This window comes from Citrobacter sp. Cpo061 (genome assembly GCF_030332845.1).
In the GTDB taxonomy this organism is placed as follows: domain Bacteria; phylum Pseudomonadota; class Gammaproteobacteria; order Enterobacterales; family Enterobacteriaceae; genus Citrobacter; species Citrobacter portucalensis.
In genome coordinates this window covers 695,952-711,343 of sequence record NZ_JAOWHB010000050.1, presented here as the reverse complement: position 1 = coordinate 711,343, position 15,392 = coordinate 695,952, and the positions used below count along the sequence as shown (strand labels likewise).

Genomic DNA, 15,392 nt, shown 5'->3' with positions numbered 1-15,392 from the left:
CTTCTCCCAAACCAAGGTATGCGAGAAGACCTGCTACATCCTTTCCACTCAAATGAGTCAGCGTATTGTCCAGCGGTTGTTTACCTGCCAGCGCATTAAGCATTGTCGTGGCAAAGTTCGGATCATTCCCTAGTGCCGCCGCCAGTTCGTTCAGTGTATCCAGTGCCGCAGGTGCAGAACCCACCATTGCCGCAATCGCCGATTTCACAAATGCCGTGGTGGCAATCTGTGTATTGTTGACCGACTGTGCCGCAGTAGGTGCTGTTGGCGTTCCGGTGAGTACCGGACTCGACAGCGGCGCTTTCAGTGCCAGCGCATTATTAATAGTGGTACTGAATTTCGGGTCATTGTTAATGGCTGCGGCAATTTCTTTCAGTGTGTCCAGCGTGGCTGGCGCACCGTTAATCAGAGCAGTAATAGCGGCCTGAACAAACTCTGTGGTCGCAATCCGAGTGGTGTTATTTCCTGCTGCAGGCGTCGGCGCTTTTGGTTCTCCGGTAAATGTCGGATTATGTTTCTGCGCATACTGGGTATGAGGATCTTGTGCGGCAATGTGGTTTCTCATCTGGTCATCCACATACAGCTTTAATTCCAGGACTTTATCATCCACGTATTTACGGGTTGCCAGCACTACAGCAGGGTCGATTTTCAGGGTGATATTGTCCGTGCTGCTGGTAATCAGCACCATGCGCACGGTCTGGGTACGCCCGCTGCCTTCAGCCAGTTGCGGCTTATAGCTTTCCGGGCAGTTTCCCACGGCAATCAATGCCCCGGACTCATCAAACAGGCCCACTTCACGTATCCACCAACCGCCCTCGTTTTCAGGGATCACCTGTTCAGCAATAATCTGGCTGCTGTTCTGCGGGTCGATATAAAGCATATTCAGCGCAGCCCGGCGTTTCTCATTTACCAGTGCCGTCTGCTTTGCGTCCGGCGTTGGCAATACTCCGCCGCCATCGCCCACCGCCATATGGGTAATTTTTAGCGGCACACCGAGCGCGGCGGCGCTGGCAAGTTTCGCCGCGCCAATATCCGTCAGCAGGGTATAAAATTTTGTGCTCATGGATTCACTCTCATTGTGTCAATAACATGGACCGCCCCGCCTTCATGCGCGGTGCCACCGGAAATAATCGTTTCGTTGATATACGGATAGATCGTGATTTCTTCGCCAAGATAGCTGGCGGCTCCCACCCAATGCGGGCCGCTGGTCTGCAGATTGATGGACATGCCGATCATGTGGCGGCTACATGGTTTGGCATCGCTTATCAGTCGCTCAAGTTCCAGATAGGTATCTTCAGTGATGCCCTGGTCCTGCACGCCGATATCCAGGCGAAACGTGCCCGGTGCCTCTCCGGTCTGCCACCACTCAATAATGCGGATCAGAAAGCCGAACGGCTCCACCACCCGCCGCACGGCACTGGTGGTCCCTTTATGCTGATGAATATAAAAAGCATCCTTCACCACCTGGCGCTTGACGCTTTCTGTCCAGCCCTCGTCCCAGTGATCCACAGAGAACGCCCAGGCGAGATAAGGCAGGAAACTGACCGGACAGGTTGCCGGATTCCACAAGTCACGAAGCGGCACCTGCAGATCAGAAATCCCGCTGCAGGTTTGCGCCAGTCGGCGCTCCAGTGGTGTTGAACCCGGCGGCAGCAGACTATTCATCCGTTCCTCCGTTGGTTACGCTCCACTGCGTACATGATGCCGCCTGTGTTTTGTTCAGGACCACATCCGCCAGAGGAGAAGCCAGCTCCACACGCTGCACACCCTCAACATGCAGGGCGGCAAAGATGGCGCTACGGCGAATATCCCGACCAAGACGTGTCTGACTGGCGATGTACCTCTGCAGGCTGACTTTTGCCGCTGCCATTACCGGCTCTGCTTCCGGTCCCGGATAAAGAAAAATGGTAGCTTCCACACGGTACGGGATGATTTCTGCGCTGCGAACCGTAAGACGGTCAGCCACCGGGCGGACGTTCTCACTGTTCAGAGCTTTTTCCACCACGTCCAGCAGGTCTTTTTCTGCAGTTCCATCGCCTTCGCGGCTAAGGACAGTCAGCACCACCTCTGCAGGTGCCGGGCTGGTTGCACTGGCATCCGCCACCCGGCCGTCGGCGCTTCGGGCATGAAATTCATAAGCTGCAGTTGGCCCCGCAACAGAAAGCCCTTCAAAGGCTGCAGGCACACGCAGGCGTAACGCTTCATCGCTTTCCATCACAGCTGCAACGGGCGGCACAGCATCATTATCAGCAGGCGTCACCGTCAGGCGTGTCACGTTGTAGTTGGCAGCGAGCTGGTCAAGATCGCCGCCCATCGCGTAAGCCACCATCACCGCCTGCGCGGCTTCGTTAATGCGCTGGCGCAGAAGCAACTCACGGTAAGCGTTCTCCTGCAACAATTTAGTGACGGGTTCAGATTCCAGTTCCAGCGTGCGGATCACGGCTTCCTGCTCATCTTTCGGATGAAGCGCAACAAATTGGGCCTTGCGTTCGGCAAGCAGCGTCTCAAAGTCCGGCACATCCACAATCTGCGGTGCAGGCAACTGCGAAAGGTCAATCACTGCCATTCTCTGCTCCTGTTGATACGGAAAGGGACACAGGCACACCGTTATTCCGCCGCCCGGTCAGCTCCACCACCATAGAACCGTCAAAGTTGCTGTTGATGGTGATGGAATCCAGCGTCAGCCGTGGCTCCCAGCGACTCAGCGCCACATACACTGCCGACATGACCTGCAGGCGTAATGCCGGATTTTGTGGCTGATCTATTAAAACCGACAGGAGGGAACCATATTCCCGGCGGGCAATGCGGCTACCCTGCGGTGTCAGCAGAATGTCCCGCACCGACTGGCGCAGATGATCAATATCAGTAATGACTTTGCCGCTGGTATTGTTCATCCCGCTATAAAGCGTCATACCGGGCCTCCGGTTGTATCGCCGCCTTTCAGGACGCCAGTATGCTGATGCGCATCAACCACAATCCCGTTAGAGCTCATCGCTCCGCCTCCCTGGGTAACGCCACCATTGATCACCACTTCGCTGTTAATACGCGTGCGGTCAGCCTCCAGCACAAACTCACTGGTTTTCAGGGTGATATTGTCAGCGGCCTCAATGACCATTGATTTGATGCCCCTGACATACCAGCGCCCGGTGGCGGGTTCGTATTCAAACCAGCCGCCGTCCGGGTATTCCGTCACGTTGCCGTCCTCAGAGCCTGAAGGTGGCGGAAACTGGTTTGAGTAGACCGCAGGCAGGGCAAACGCGGTTTCCAGATTGCCGCCAAGGCTGAACAGCACAACCTGCTCACCCACAGACGGTTTCCACCAGGTGCGCGATTTGCCCGCGCGCAGTGTCAGCCAGTTAATCCAGTTGGTTTCGAGGTCGCCAGTTTTCACCCGACACAGCCAGTTTGCCCTGTCCACTTCGGTGACTACACCTGTGCGGATCAGGTTGGTGATAAGGCGCATGATTTCGGTTAATTGTGCGTTCATAGGGAAAGGTTGCCATCAGGGGAAGAAAGGCGGCAGTGCTGCAACTTGTATCAGTGCTGATACAAAGATCACCCCGCCAGCCATTGCAGAATCATGTCGCGGGTCATTGCCTCAACATCATCATTTACACCCAGAAGGCGACGCTCTGCGTAACGGACCTCAGGTCCTTTGCGACTGACGCGATCGCGCAAGCCGTAATGGTGAACACGGGCAATGCGCTGCACCTTACCTTCAAACTGCACGCTGGCAGAGTCGGCGCTGGCGGCAGTTTTCAGGTATTTTGTGGTGCGAAGTTTTGTAAACATCTGCCGTTTGATACGGCCTTTTTTACTGCGTGCTGTTACTCGCCTCGGTTCATAGCTGCTGCCATCAGGATTGCGTTGCATCCTGATGTTCTGCTGCTGTGTCCGGCGCAGTTCCTGCGCCAGCTGGCGCATCATGCGGCTTCTGGCGGCTGGTTCCAGATTCGCCAGCAAGGCACTCAGCCAGTCGTCCACTTTCTGCAGTTCAGCCACGTTTCACCGTCCACATTTCTTCAGGTTCATCAGGTTCCGCTATAGCTTCAACACTCGACACACTACCGTCAGTGCTGACCAGCACACGCTCCGTCAGTTGCAGGTTCAGGCTGATATCACAGACATCGTTGCGCAGAATATCCACCTCAAAGGTGAATAGTTTTTCCCGTAACGCCGGGTTATTGATGGCATCGGGCTGGTTATCCCTCAGCCACAGCAAAACCGGGGCCATCAGCAGATTCTGGTCGCCGCTGAAATCCTCAATCACCGCGTTCAGGGTGTAACGGTACTCCCACGACATGGAGCTGGCCCCCGTGGCAACCAGCGAACCGTTATCCACAAACAGATGCAGTTTGTCCGGGTTATTGCGGACATAAGGCACCGCTTTATTGAGGGCGTGGCGCAGGGATTGTGGTTTGTTCACTGTTTCGCTCCTGACACGCAATAATCATGTCCACTTTGTCTGCACAGACCGCCCAGGCGGCCTCCGTTTCATCCAGCAACGCGTTCAGATCACCGTTAGTGCGCGGCGCTGCCTGATCCAGCCAACACGGCGTCACTCGCGGACAACCACTGACGGTAAGCTGCACCTCCGGTGAGCGTCGGACGTTCCCGCAGCCGGATAATGTCAGCAGGCAAAGGAGTATCAGCCCAGCGGCGTAAATCCTCGTTCTCACGTTTCAGTTCCTCAATCCGGTGTTGTCGTTGTCTCAGCAGCGCGCTGGTCTGTTCTGCTTCGGCATAGAGCCGCGCCTGCTCCCGGTTATTGGTTTCAGTCAGAATGGACAGGCTGATAAGCTGGCTGTTGCTCTTTGCCAGAGCCTGGCTTTTGCTCTGCAGCTCGTCTGCCTGCGTGCTGATGGTCTGGCTGGCATCAGCCAGCCGCCACGTCTGCCAGCCCAGCGCCGCCAGTAATAACGCCAGCACAACCAGCAGCAACCGGTTCATGCTGCTACCTGTTGCGCCATCTGATTACGGGTGATCCAGAAGGCAATAACGGTCAGCAGATAAAAGACCAGGGTAATAGCCCACCCCGTCCAGGCGAGACTTACGACAATCAGCAATCGCATCATCCAGCTGATAAATACGTTTTCTTTTCGGGTAATTGTCTTCAGCAAAGATGCCCTCAACTCCTGCCAGAGCGGGCCATTCTTAATTAACGCAGCCAGTGCTACCGGAATTACCGCCCATGTCAGCAAACAGGCTACCCAAACGCCGGACGCTGCCAGTACCGGAAAAATCCCCTGCGGATACGCCATTGCTGCGATTAACAGCGCCATCCATAACATCAGAAACAGCCCGCTAATTACTTTCTTTTTCATTTCAGTTTGCTCCCTGTAAACACCAGGCCATCTCCCGCGCTCGGCGGTTATCCAGCCCCTGATTAAACACACCTTTTACATAAACCCAGCGCGGCAACTGTCGGCACGCATCCGCCCAGCGCCGCTGGTTGAGCAATTTCACCAGCGTGGAACTGCAGGCATTGCCCGTTCCCACGTTGAAGGCAAACGACACCGCCGCGTCATACACCTTCTGCGGCGGCTGTTGCTTCACACACTTTTCCAGTGCCCGCTCCACACGTAGCACGTTGGAGATCAGCCCTTCCGCTGCCTGTCGTTCCGTAATGGTTTTGCCTGGAATGACGCCAGATGTATTACCAATGCCGTCTGTCCAGACACCCGCGCTGCACTGATACGGCTGCAGACGACAGCCTTCGTAATCGGCAATCAGTTTCAGCCCCTCCACGGAGGTGTGAAGCTGCTGAAAACCCGGCAGCGTGGCAGCAATAGCCAGCACGGCCCCGACAAGGCAGCGTTTAACGATTGATGGATTCATAATCCTCCCGCGAGATCTGCCCGTCGCGCAGAAGCTGGTAGGCTTTGTGTTTGTAGTACCAGTTGATAGCCAGCATCAGCACACCAATCATCAGGCCGCCCAGCGTTGAGGCATCCTTGATGGACAAATCGCCCAGCCAGGCCAGCACGACGGCGATGCAGTACGTGATAAAGGCGCTGATTCGCTCAAGCGTCATAATTCAGTCCCATAGCTGGACGGTCTGCACGGTGGTGGTGGTCGGAATGTCCGGCAGCTCCACCTGCAGCCCGTGAGGTAAAAAGGGGCCGTATTCGGCAAGCCCCGGATTTGCCTTCAGTACCTGCTCCGTGACACCCTGCGTGCGCCCGTAATGACGCCAGCAAAGCGCGTCCACAGTGTCATACTGATGCGCACGCACTTTCATCAGATAAGCTCCACTGTGCAGTGCGGCGCATCCTGCACCCGGCTGATGGCCCAGCGGGCGTCACGCCACAAATCACCGCTTGCTTCCGCCAGTTCCTCACCTCGCTTCACACCGGACGCCGTGGCGTCATAGTCCTGATAACGCTCGTTGAGCATGGCGCGTGCCCAGCAGTAAACCGCGTTGAAATAGTGCTGAATGCGCTCACTTTTCCCGTCCAGCTGTTCCGCCGGAACCTCAGCCAGCGACGCATACCCCAGCATCTGCTGGCGTCTGCGAAACTCATACAGCTCTGCGTTAACCTCCGAAATTGCCGACAGCGCAACCTGCTTTAAACGCGGCTGCGTCACCGTGCCGTCAGTGCGCATGACACTGCGAAACTCCGACAGGTCCACATCAGGCCAGAACGGCGTATTTCTGATGATTTCCGCCTGTTCCGGTGCCTGTTCTGGCGCAACAAACTTCATGCTGCTTTCTCCTGAGATAGAGGGCGGTGGACGGGGTTTTGATGTGGCTGTGCCTTTCGCCACCCCGTGCCGCCCGTGCGCGGGGGCACGTTCTGTCAGCGGCTGTCATTGCGCAGTCTGCGCTCCAGCTGCTGTTTGTCTTTTTTCACGCCACAGCGGGGATCGAGCTGTAACGCATGGTTGAGATGATTAAGGGCGGAAGCCGGATTGCTTTCACTCAGGACAGCGCCAATCGCTTTATGCAGACGCGCCCGTGACTGGTCCGGCATATCCAGACCGTCTGTCAGCTCCAGCGTCTGCAGCAACAGATCGGCATCAAAGCCGGTTGCGGCAAGCATTGCGCTCTGCGCTGCATCTGCCATTTCCTCTGCCAGCACGGTCTGCACGTTGCGGTTACCCAGCGGCATCACCCAGCCATGACGCAGGGCATGACGCCCGATCTCCAGCGCCCCGGCATAATCTCCGGCATCAATGCGCCACAGCATCACGTACATCAGCACGTCATCCTGTTGAGCGCCTCCGGCAGCCAGGACACCCTCTGCCCAGGCGGCGTACTTCGGCAGCAGCTCCACTTTGATTTCCGCTTTTTTGACCGTGGACTGAACGCCCTTGAGACGGCGGCGGTCTTCCGCCAGTTGCAGCAGCATCAGGTCATAGCCCGACGCGTGGCGAACACTGCCACCCTCGCGAGCGGCCTGTTCAGCCTGAACGCGCAGGCGATGCTGCCGTGCGGGACTCAGGCTCATGAATTACGCTCCGGTTTCTGCTGCGGCGGCGCTGAAGTCGCCAATCTGGATGTTTTCCACCAGTGCGGCGCAGCGGTAGTCCTCAACCACGTAGGCTTCGTTAACGGATTCAAAATTTTCAATCCGGTCACGTTTCGGGTTGTCGATAACTGAACGGCGGCGGGTGTCTTCCTGCCAGTAGATGGACAAGTTATCCAGACGGGTGATCAGCAGCGCATTCGGCGGGAAGAACGGCGCACGCACGGCCTGCAGACCGCCCATGCGTTTCTGACTGATAATCATATCGGCTGCCAATTTTTCACTGTTTTCCTGCTCTTTGTTGACCAGCGGGAAATACTTGTCAGACAGCAGTTCACGACCGCAAATCACCACCAGATCGTCATCGTCCTGGTAGACCACGTCGATAAGCTCATTGACCGCATCCATCACCACAGCGTCCAGGTTGGCATATTCGCCACCTTTCCCGACTTTCACCGCACCCGGTGTGGTTTCGCCGCCCGTGGTGGTGCTGCCCATGACGTGATCCGGTGCATCCTCACGGATTTTCTGCAGCCAGCCTTTGTTCACATCCTGCAGCAGCGGGTTTTCACTACGGTTGGAGGTTTTCGCACGCTTCACGCCGTTAAAGCCGATCATGATGCGGTCCAGTGCCTGACGTTTCACGATGGCGTCACGGATACGCACCTGGAAATCCTTAAACTTCGCCCACAGGTCCAGCTTCGCGTAGGTCAGCACCGTGTCAAAGTTGGTCTGCTCGCATTTATATTCCACATCGACCATCAGCGTCGGATCGACAGGTTCACGCTCTTTCGCGGTGGTGTCAGTGGTTCCGGCAATGGTGCTGCCAACACCCAGCCCCAGCAGCTGACCGGACTGCTCAGTCACTGGCGTGACGTTAATCAGCGTCAGGAAAGCGGCGGACTGCTGGATCTGGTCTTCCAGCGTCTGCTGCACAGACGGCTCCACGGTGAACTTGCTGGACAGTTCTTCAACTGCCACACCGTTCAGACGCGCCAGCTGCTGCAGGTAAGCGTTAAAAGCAAAGCGGGTATTCTTCTTCATCGGGTTTTGTGCTCCATCAGCAATTGGTCAGAGTGTCAGCGGGGGCGTTACCGCCTGTTGCACGCTGGCGGTAGTCCTGGCGACTGTCTTCATGACTCAGCTTGTCCACCAGTTCGTTAAAGGCGGTTTGCTGTGCCTGCAGGGCAGTCTCCAGCTCAGACAGGCGTTCTTGCTGCTCAGACAGGGATTTTTCGGTGCGTGCACTCAGGTTCTGCTGCTCAGTGGCGACCAGCTCCACGGCCTTATGCACATCAGAGAACCGGGCGTCATCGGACTGCTCTTTTTTGGTAAACAGCGCCGTGACGCGGGCAAACAGGGACGGTTTGTCGTCCTGGATTTCTTCCAGTTCGATCACCGTTTCCTCTGCAGCGGTAAAGAGATTGGCAGGATTCTGCTTGCGGTTTGCCAGCGGGTTATGGGCTGCACTGGCGCTGAATGTCAGCATTTCCGTACCCAGACTGGCAGGGTCATCAGTAGCAGCCAGGCCGACCAGGTAGGCTTTGCCCGTATCAGCGAACTTCGGGCTGACTTCCATAGAGGTGAATAATTTCTGGCCTTTTTTCACCAGTTCCACCAGGGACTCCGTTGGCTCAACGTCGGCATACAGCGCCATCTTGCCTGCCAGCGGACCTTCCGTGATTTCTTCAGCAAACAGCGCCGTCACCTTGCCGTAGCGGTTAAAGGTGCTGTCCGGCAGATAAGACTTGATGTGCTCAAGGTTAATCAGCGCGGTATACACCGCCGGGTTGTAGCTGGCTGCCATCTGTTCCAGCCATTCACGCTGGATTTCGCGTCCGTCGGTGGTGGCACCTTCCACCCCGATGCGAAAACGCTTTGCTTTCACTGTCATGAGCCGTGCTCCGTTAGAAAAAACTTACTGGAGCCTTATGGTTGCGGTGATGGGGGCAGTGAAACAATGCGCGGTATTTGTACCGACAACCACACAAACCGCAGGCGGGGAAAGCCTTCATTCAAGGCTGTAGGTTTGTGCCATGAACACCACACTGACACCCGCAGATCTCGATCCCCGTCGGCAGGCCATGCTGCTGTACTTTCAGGGATACCGCGTAGCCCGCATTGCTGAAATGCTGGGCGAGAAAGTTGCAACCGTTCACAGCTGGAAAAAACGCGACAAGTGGGGTGACTATGGGCCGCTAGATCAGATGCAGCTCACCACCGCCGCACGCTACTGCCAGCTCATTATGAAGGAGCACAAAGAAGGGAAAGATTTCAAAGAGATTGACCTGCTGGCGCGCCAGTCGGAGCGCCATGCGCGGATCGGCAAGTTTAACAATGGCGGCAACGAAGCCGACTTAAACCCTAACGTCGCCAACCGCAACAAAGGCCCGCGCCGTCAGCCGGAAAAGAACGTTTTCACCGATGAACAGATTGAGAAGCTGGAAGAAATCTTCCATTCCTCCATGTTCAACTACCAGCGCCACTGGTGGGAAGCCGGAAAAACCAACCGCATCCGCAACCTGCTGAAGTCACGCCAGATCGGCGCGACCTTCTATTTTGCCCGTGAAGCCCTGATTGACGCCCTGCTAACCGGACGTAACCAGATTTTCCTTTCCGCCAGCAAGGCTCAGGCCCACGTCTTTAAGCAGTACATCATCGACTTCGCCAAAGAAGTGGAGGTGGAGCTGAAAGGCGATCCGATGGTGCTTCCTAACGGGGCCACGCTGTACTTCCTCGGCACCAATGCCCGCACGGCCCAGAGTTACCACGGCAACCTGTATCTGGATGAATATTTCTGGATACCGAAATTCCAGGAGCTGCGCAAAGTGGCTTCCGGTATGGCTATTCACAAAAAATGGCGACAAACCTATTTTTCCACGCCATCCAGCCTGACACACAGTGCTTATCCGTTCTGGTCCGGTGCGCTGTTCAACCGAGGGCGCAACAAAGCCGATAAGGTGGACATCGACCTGTCCCACAGCAATCTGGCCCCCGGCCTGCTGTGCGCAGACGGGCAGTACCGCCAGATAGTCACTGTGGAAGATGCGGTGCGCGGCGGCTGTAACCTGTTCGACCTCGACCAGTTGCGCATGGAGTACAGCCCGGACGAATACCAGAACCTGCTGATGTGTGAGTTCGTGGACGATCTCGCGTCTGTGTTCCCGCTCAGCGAGCTGCAGGCGTGCATGGTGGACAGTTGGGAAGTCTGGACCGACTTTCATGCACTGGCCCTGCGCCCGTTTGGCTGGCGCGAAGTGTGGATCGGATATGACCCGGCGAAAGGTACGCAGAACGGCGACAGCGCCGGATGCGTGGTGGTGGCGCCGCCAGTCGTGCCGGGCGGTAAGTTCCGCATTCTTGAGCGTCACCAGTGGCGCGGAATGGACTTCCGCGCCCAGGCTGACGCCATCAAAAAACTGACCGAACAGTACAACGTGACCTATATCGGTATCGACTCAACCGGCGTTGGTCACGGGGTTTACGAGAACGTGAAAGCGTTTTTTCCTGCCGTCCGGGAGTTTGTCTACAACCCCAACGTTAAAAACGCCCTGGTACTCAAGGCCTACGACATTATCAGCCACCGCCGTCTGGAGTTTGACGCCGGACACACCGACATAGCGCAGTCCTTTATGGCGATCCGTCGCGCCACCACCGCCAGTGGCAACCGCCCGACCTATGAAGCCAGCCGCAGCGAAGAAGCCAGCCACGCCGATCTGGCCTGGGCAACGATGCACGCACTGTTTAACGAACCGCTGCAGGGCGAATCCGCCAATACCAGCAATATTGTGGAGATTTTTTGATGGGAAAGAGTAAGAAGAACCGCGCTGCGGCGACGAAACAGATCCAGCTTAAAAGTCAAACTACAGCCGAAGCATTCAGCTTCGGCGATCCCGTTCCTGTTCTGGACCGCCGAGAACTGCTGGATTATGTGGAATGCGTACAGATGGACCGCTGGTATGAGCCGCCCGTCAGCTTTGACGGACTGGCGCGCACCTTCCGCGCTGCCGTTCATCATAGTTCCCCGATTGCAGTAAAGTGCAACATTCTGACCAGCACCTACATCCCTCACCCGCTGCTCAGCCAGCAGGCTTTTTCGCGTTTTGTACAGGACTATCTGGTTTTTGGTAACGCCTACCTGGAGAAACGCACGAACCGCTTCGGTGAAGTTATAGCCCTTGAGCCTGCTCTGGCAAAATACACCCGACGCGGGTTAGACCTGGATACCTACTGGTTTGTGCAATACGGTATGACAACCCAGCCGTATCAGTTCACGAAAGGCAGCATTTTTCATCTGATGGAGCCGGACATCAACCAGGAGATCTACGGCCTGCCCGGTTATCTTTCTGCCATTCCGTCAGCCCTGCTCAACGAGTCCGCCACGCTGTTCCGCCGGAAGTATTACATCAACGGCAGCCATGCGGGCTTCATCATGTACATGACCGACGCCGCGCAGAACCAGGAGGATGTGAACAACCTCCGCAACGCAATGAAAAGTGCCAAAGGTCCTGGTAACTTCCGTAACCTGTTTATGTACTCGCCTAACGGCAAAAAGGATGGGCTTCAGATTATCCCGTTGTCAGAAGTGGCGGCGAAGGATGAGTTCCTGAATATCAAGAACGTGAGCCGGGACGACATGATGGCGGCGCATCGTGTGCCGCCGCAAATGATGGGGATAATGCCTAATAATGTTGGGGGCTTTGGTGATGTGGAGAAGGCTAGTCGTGTTTTTGTCCGCAACGAACTGATGCCCCTGCAGAAACAGCTACAAGAACTTAACTATTGGCTAGGCGAAGAAGCAATACGCTTTGATGCCTACTCCCTAAATTTCACAAACGATTCTTTTTGATAAATATGCTGGGCCCCCCCCCGGCATTTACTCACGCCCCAATTTCCATACTGAATTATACGATAAAATACTTAGTTCAGCAGCTCTTGACCTCATATGATCGGGCGTCCATTCTCCTTGATATTTATTTTCAAATTCATCAATAAAAATTTTAACTAGCGCATATTGTGATTGTTTATAAATTTCAAGCTTATCCACAACAGACTTATTTCCAGCTTTTTCATTTAATTCTTTTGAAAGTGGTAATAAATTTCCTATCATGCTATATACTTCAGAATCCCCCACACTCTGAGGCTGAATATGCTCTAATGTTAATGAATCAGGCATATACTCCCCCGTTTTCATGTGATGTAACTCAAGTCTATTAAAAATGTACTGAATCAACCTTTTATTTTTCAACTCTTGATTTGAAAATTTAAGCATAACAAACTTTTCAACAAACATATTAATGTCTGGTTTTCTCTTCACCAACATTTCAAGCAAAGACTTTATTACTTGTCTATTACTAGCTTTAGTAGAACCTTCATCCACTAAAGCCCTAGCAGCTTTAGCATACGCACTTTCAATACCTGATGGTCGCAATGAACAAATAGCATTAAACATAAAATGAAAGCGTTCAATTGACAGCACTGCATTATTCATATCAACAAGTTTTAGCGTTCCTCTTGCTCTTGCCTTAAATAAAGATAACAAAAATGGTTTATTCTGAGATATGTTAAACAGCCTTAATGCCTGCAAACCTCGATAAACTGGTTTCATTTCCAGTTCAGGAAAATCCTGTTCTGTAGGCGATGATATTTTCACATATATCTCGGCATCTGAAAGTAGCTCATCAATGAACGCTGAAGCATCAATGTCGCCTTTTTTCCACTTATCCAGAAAAGCTTTATAAAGAGTGTCACTACTTACATAAGAATATTTTGACACCCACCAATGACGGATAAATGTCTCGATAGAACCGACACCATTACGACTAGCAATTATTTGCCTAATTTTATTCCATTTAGTTTTTGCATCATCATCAGGATGTGTGCCATTCAGTTTCTTAAATAATTTGTTTTTTATAAGATCTACATAACTTAAGTTTAATCCCCTAGCATTCAGAGTTTCAAAGATTGTATAAGCTTCATCTTCATCATTAACTGTAATATAAATCACTTTCAGATACCGTAGAACTTGATCCCGCACAGCCTTCAACGCTTCCAAGTAGATAAATTTCTCTCTATCTACTCCTAATGTCTGGCAAAGATTATCTTCTGAAAGATACTCAGTTAAATCATTATATGAAGATTGCAAGTTTCTTTCTTCAAGGGACTCCGGTCCTTCATTTCTCTTATCAATATGCTGAATGTTGTTTTGAAAGTATGGCTTAGGAGTTTCATTAACTAATTTAAAAAAAGGTCTGCCATCGTCATCCATACCAGATATATAATTATTATATATTGATTGAGCTACAGCCAACTCATTTATCAACTTAAATTTATCACATAATGCTGATAACAATATAGTAAGAGTCGTAAGACGTTGTTGACCATCTACAATCATCAGCTCAGAGCTAGTTTCCTGCCCGACCAAAACGAGAGCACCGATGAAATACTCATCATATTGATACTGCCCATCCTCCTGGTAATGAATATTGGAAACTATATCATGCCAAAGTTCACTTACTTGTTCCTTCCCCCAAGAATATTCTCTTTGGAATCTAGGGACTATATATTTTTTATTTACAGATAACACGTTTGTTAAGGTTCGAGCATTTGCTTGCAGTTCCACTGAGGCCACCTACTTTAGTTGTTTGTATTACACAGTTTTATAGCATTGGAGTTTGAATGACAACCCGTTGCGCGCGCTCGTATCCCCGCCACGCCTGCCCGCTTTATGTAGTGGTTTTCATGCACCTGCATGATCTACGCAAAAGCCCGCCAGAACTGGCGGGCCTTAACACAAAAGATCCTCAAACGATCATGCGATCTCATGCAGCATAGACATGCGCGTTTATGCAGAATGTGCAAAATCGTAACATACTCAGCAAGCGTGAAATCTAGAACGTGACAGCCTTGTCAAAGCCAGAAATAATTGTATAGGAAATAGACGAGTTATCAGCCTTGTTCACTTTGAACTTGGCTCCTTTGTAAGCGATAACATCACTTCCCTTCGAATCTACAGAAAAATCTGTTGTAAACGCTGCACGAGCCATATCGTTTGCAAACTCACGATAGGTAAACTTCATTACACCGCCTGCATTTCCATTGTATTCGATAGTCTTAACCAATGAGTTACTCACTCGACACAGCCCATCAGGAACACGCTTGATAGAAATTTCTGAGGCTGTATAAGAAGTGCCGTTTGGTGGTGATATCTCATTTTTTGCAGCATCGTAACTTACATAATCAACATAGGTGCCGATTTGTCCATAGATATTTTTTAGCGCAACAGCTTGAGAATTATGATGATTGCGGTAAATTCCATTCCCTTCGCTGCAATATGTACCTGCAGAGATAGAAGATAGCGCACCATTAGCCGCACCAAGCTCTAGTACGTCCGTTTTATATCCAGTAGCAGATGTTATGATGGGGTCGCCCATGTAGGCTGTAGCACTTTGCCCAATAGCAGGCTTCACCACTTCAATAGCTGTGATATTTCGGTTAGAAGCATGAGGCACGCAACCAGTTAGGATTACAGCAAGAGATATAGGTAACGCAATATGGTTAATTTTCATTTTTAGCCTATTATTCTTTTCTTGACAAAAAACGAGGTGATATCTGATTGACATCACCTCTCACTCATATGTAACCCTTTTTAAGTATTAAAAACAAGCATCTATTGACAAAATCAATGCAGCCAGCTGTCGTCTTCCCACACCTTCTGCATAATTTTCATCACTTGTTTTCTTTCTTCATCCAGTTGCAGTCCGGTCAGTTCCACACCGTTAGAGCTACCTTTACGGATACGAATTACCGTTTTGGGATATAGGGGGCGCAGATTGCGGTAAAGCTCGGATTCAAGGGCGTCCAGGGTAGACTGGCTAATCTTCTGCTCTTTATCGATCATTATTTCAATGCGCATAAAAGTCA

At 52.6% G+C, this 15,392-nt stretch carries 22 protein-coding genes and 1 pseudogene; 2 read left to right on the top strand and 21 right to left on the bottom strand.

Annotated features, from left to right (window positions below):
- From OGX97_RS18305 to OGX97_RS18225, 17 genes are all read right to left on the bottom strand, one after another.
- Positions 1 to 1,063: phage tail protein (locus OGX97_RS18305; RefSeq protein WP_286592699.1), on the bottom strand; the 1,063-nt coding region annotated here is incomplete at its 3' end.
- Positions 1,060 to 1,665 carry a phage tail protein I gene (locus OGX97_RS18300; RefSeq protein ID WP_286592696.1) on the bottom strand — a complete coding sequence of 202 codons (606 nt, stop codon included), beginning with the start codon at positions 1,663 to 1,665 and terminating at the stop codon, positions 1,060 to 1,062. The genes OGX97_RS18305 and OGX97_RS18300, both read right to left, overlap by 4 nt.
- A complete protein-coding gene (locus tag OGX97_RS18295; RefSeq protein WP_032162480.1) occupies positions 1,658 to 2,566 on the bottom strand; it encodes a baseplate assembly protein in 909 nt (302 codons plus the stop codon). The genes OGX97_RS18300 and OGX97_RS18295 overlap by 8 nt, the downstream gene beginning before the upstream one ends.
- A complete protein-coding gene (locus OGX97_RS18290; protein WP_000177597.1) occupies positions 2,553 to 2,912 on the bottom strand; it encodes a GPW/gp25 family protein in 360 nt (119 codons plus the stop codon). Before OGX97_RS18290 ends, OGX97_RS18295 begins: the two co-directional genes overlap by 14 nt.
- Positions 2,909 to 3,487 carry a phage baseplate assembly protein V gene (locus tag OGX97_RS18285; RefSeq protein WP_000993752.1) on the bottom strand — a complete coding sequence of 193 codons (579 nt, stop codon included), beginning with the start codon at positions 3,485 to 3,487 and terminating at the stop codon, positions 2,909 to 2,911. The genes OGX97_RS18290 and OGX97_RS18285 overlap by 4 nt, the downstream gene beginning before the upstream one ends.
- A 68-nt stretch (positions 3,488 to 3,555) precedes the next feature.
- The gene (locus OGX97_RS18280; protein ID WP_000829127.1) at positions 3,556 to 4,002 is read right to left on the bottom strand and encodes a phage virion morphogenesis protein; all 447 of its coding nucleotides are present in this window, start codon (positions 4,000 to 4,002) and stop codon (positions 3,556 to 3,558) included.
- A complete protein-coding gene (locus OGX97_RS18275) occupies positions 3,995 to 4,426 on the bottom strand; it encodes a phage tail protein (RefSeq protein WP_001039936.1) in 432 nt (143 codons plus the stop codon). The genes OGX97_RS18280 and OGX97_RS18275 overlap by 8 nt, the downstream gene beginning before the upstream one ends.
- Positions 4,389 to 4,637 (bottom strand): Rz1-like lysis system protein LysC, encoded by a 249-nt coding sequence (lysC, locus tag OGX97_RS18270; RefSeq protein ID WP_223683710.1) that lies wholly within the window; start codon positions 4,635 to 4,637, stop codon positions 4,389 to 4,391. Before lysC ends, OGX97_RS18275 begins: the two co-directional genes overlap by 38 nt.
- Positions 4,522 to 4,950, bottom strand: a complete 429-nt coding sequence (gene lysB, locus OGX97_RS18265; RefSeq protein WP_001080923.1) for an Rz-like lysis system protein LysB — start codon at positions 4,948 to 4,950, stop codon at positions 4,522 to 4,524. Before lysB ends, lysC begins: the two co-directional genes overlap by 116 nt.
- Positions 4,947 to 5,324, bottom strand: coding sequence for a DNZ54_00345 family protein (locus OGX97_RS18260; protein WP_032305281.1), 378 nt, complete (start codon positions 5,322 to 5,324; stop codon positions 4,947 to 4,949). Before OGX97_RS18260 ends, lysB begins: the two co-directional genes overlap by 4 nt.
- Position 5,325: 1 nt before the next feature.
- Positions 5,326 to 5,838 (bottom strand): lysozyme, encoded by a 513-nt coding sequence (locus OGX97_RS18255; protein ID WP_001069899.1) that lies wholly within the window; start codon positions 5,836 to 5,838, stop codon positions 5,326 to 5,328.
- Positions 5,819 to 6,034 carry an HP1 family phage holin gene (locus tag OGX97_RS18250; RefSeq protein ID WP_000171568.1) on the bottom strand — a complete coding sequence of 72 codons (216 nt, stop codon included), beginning with the start codon at positions 6,032 to 6,034 and terminating at the stop codon, positions 5,819 to 5,821. Before OGX97_RS18250 ends, OGX97_RS18255 begins: the two co-directional genes overlap by 20 nt.
- A 3-nt stretch (positions 6,035 to 6,037) precedes the next feature.
- The gene (locus OGX97_RS18245) at positions 6,038 to 6,241 is read right to left on the bottom strand and encodes a tail protein X (RefSeq protein ID WP_000868175.1); all 204 of its coding nucleotides are present in this window, start codon (positions 6,239 to 6,241) and stop codon (positions 6,038 to 6,040) included.
- Positions 6,241 to 6,705 carry a head completion/stabilization protein gene (locus tag OGX97_RS18240; RefSeq protein ID WP_000673523.1) on the bottom strand — a complete coding sequence of 155 codons (465 nt, stop codon included), beginning with the start codon at positions 6,703 to 6,705 and terminating at the stop codon, positions 6,241 to 6,243. The genes OGX97_RS18245 and OGX97_RS18240 overlap by 1 nt, the downstream gene beginning before the upstream one ends.
- A 95-nt stretch (positions 6,706 to 6,800) precedes the next feature.
- Positions 6,801 to 7,451, bottom strand: coding sequence for a terminase endonuclease subunit (locus OGX97_RS18235; RefSeq protein ID WP_000059191.1), 651 nt, complete (start codon positions 7,449 to 7,451; stop codon positions 6,801 to 6,803).
- 3 nt (positions 7,452 to 7,454) lie between these two features.
- On the bottom strand, positions 7,455 to 8,513 hold the full coding sequence (locus OGX97_RS18230) for a phage major capsid protein, P2 family (protein ID WP_089075590.1): 1,059 nt from the start codon (positions 8,511 to 8,513) through the stop codon (positions 7,455 to 7,457).
- 16 nt (positions 8,514 to 8,529) lie between these two features.
- On the bottom strand, positions 8,530 to 9,363 hold the full coding sequence (locus OGX97_RS18225) for a GPO family capsid scaffolding protein (RefSeq protein WP_286592684.1): 834 nt from the start codon (positions 9,361 to 9,363) through the stop codon (positions 8,530 to 8,532).
- A gap of 142 nt (positions 9,364 to 9,505) precedes the next feature.
- Between OGX97_RS18225 and OGX97_RS18220 the strand changes: the two genes are divergently transcribed.
- A complete protein-coding gene (locus OGX97_RS18220) occupies positions 9,506 to 11,272 on the top strand; it encodes a terminase ATPase subunit family protein (protein WP_089075589.1) in 1,767 nt (588 codons plus the stop codon).
- Positions 11,272 to 12,318 carry a phage portal protein gene (locus tag OGX97_RS18215; protein ID WP_000520351.1) on the top strand — a complete coding sequence of 349 codons (1,047 nt, stop codon included), beginning with the start codon at positions 11,272 to 11,274 and terminating at the stop codon, positions 12,316 to 12,318. Before OGX97_RS18220 ends, OGX97_RS18215 begins: the two co-directional genes overlap by 1 nt.
- 27 nt (positions 12,319 to 12,345) lie before the next feature.
- On the opposite strand, the gene OGX97_RS18210 is transcribed toward OGX97_RS18215, so the two are convergent.
- From OGX97_RS18210 to OGX97_RS18195, 4 genes and pseudogenes are all read right to left on the bottom strand, one after another.
- A complete protein-coding gene (locus OGX97_RS18210) occupies positions 12,346 to 14,091 on the bottom strand; it encodes a DUF262 domain-containing protein (RefSeq protein WP_000422658.1) in 1,746 nt (581 codons plus the stop codon).
- Positions 14,092 to 14,105: 14 nt separating this feature from the next.
- Positions 14,106 to 14,294 (bottom strand): annotated as a pseudogene (locus OGX97_RS18205) (hypothetical protein).
- A 65-nt stretch (positions 14,295 to 14,359) separates the two neighbouring features.
- On the bottom strand, positions 14,360 to 15,037 hold the full coding sequence (locus tag OGX97_RS18200) for a hypothetical protein (RefSeq protein WP_139003150.1): 678 nt from the start codon (positions 15,035 to 15,037) through the stop codon (positions 14,360 to 14,362).
- Between the two features lie 113 nt (positions 15,038 to 15,150).
- Positions 15,151 to 15,384 (bottom strand): DinI-like family protein, encoded by a 234-nt coding sequence (locus tag OGX97_RS18195; RefSeq protein ID WP_001217575.1) that lies wholly within the window; start codon positions 15,382 to 15,384, stop codon positions 15,151 to 15,153.
- Positions 15,385 to 15,392: the final 8 nt, after the last annotated feature.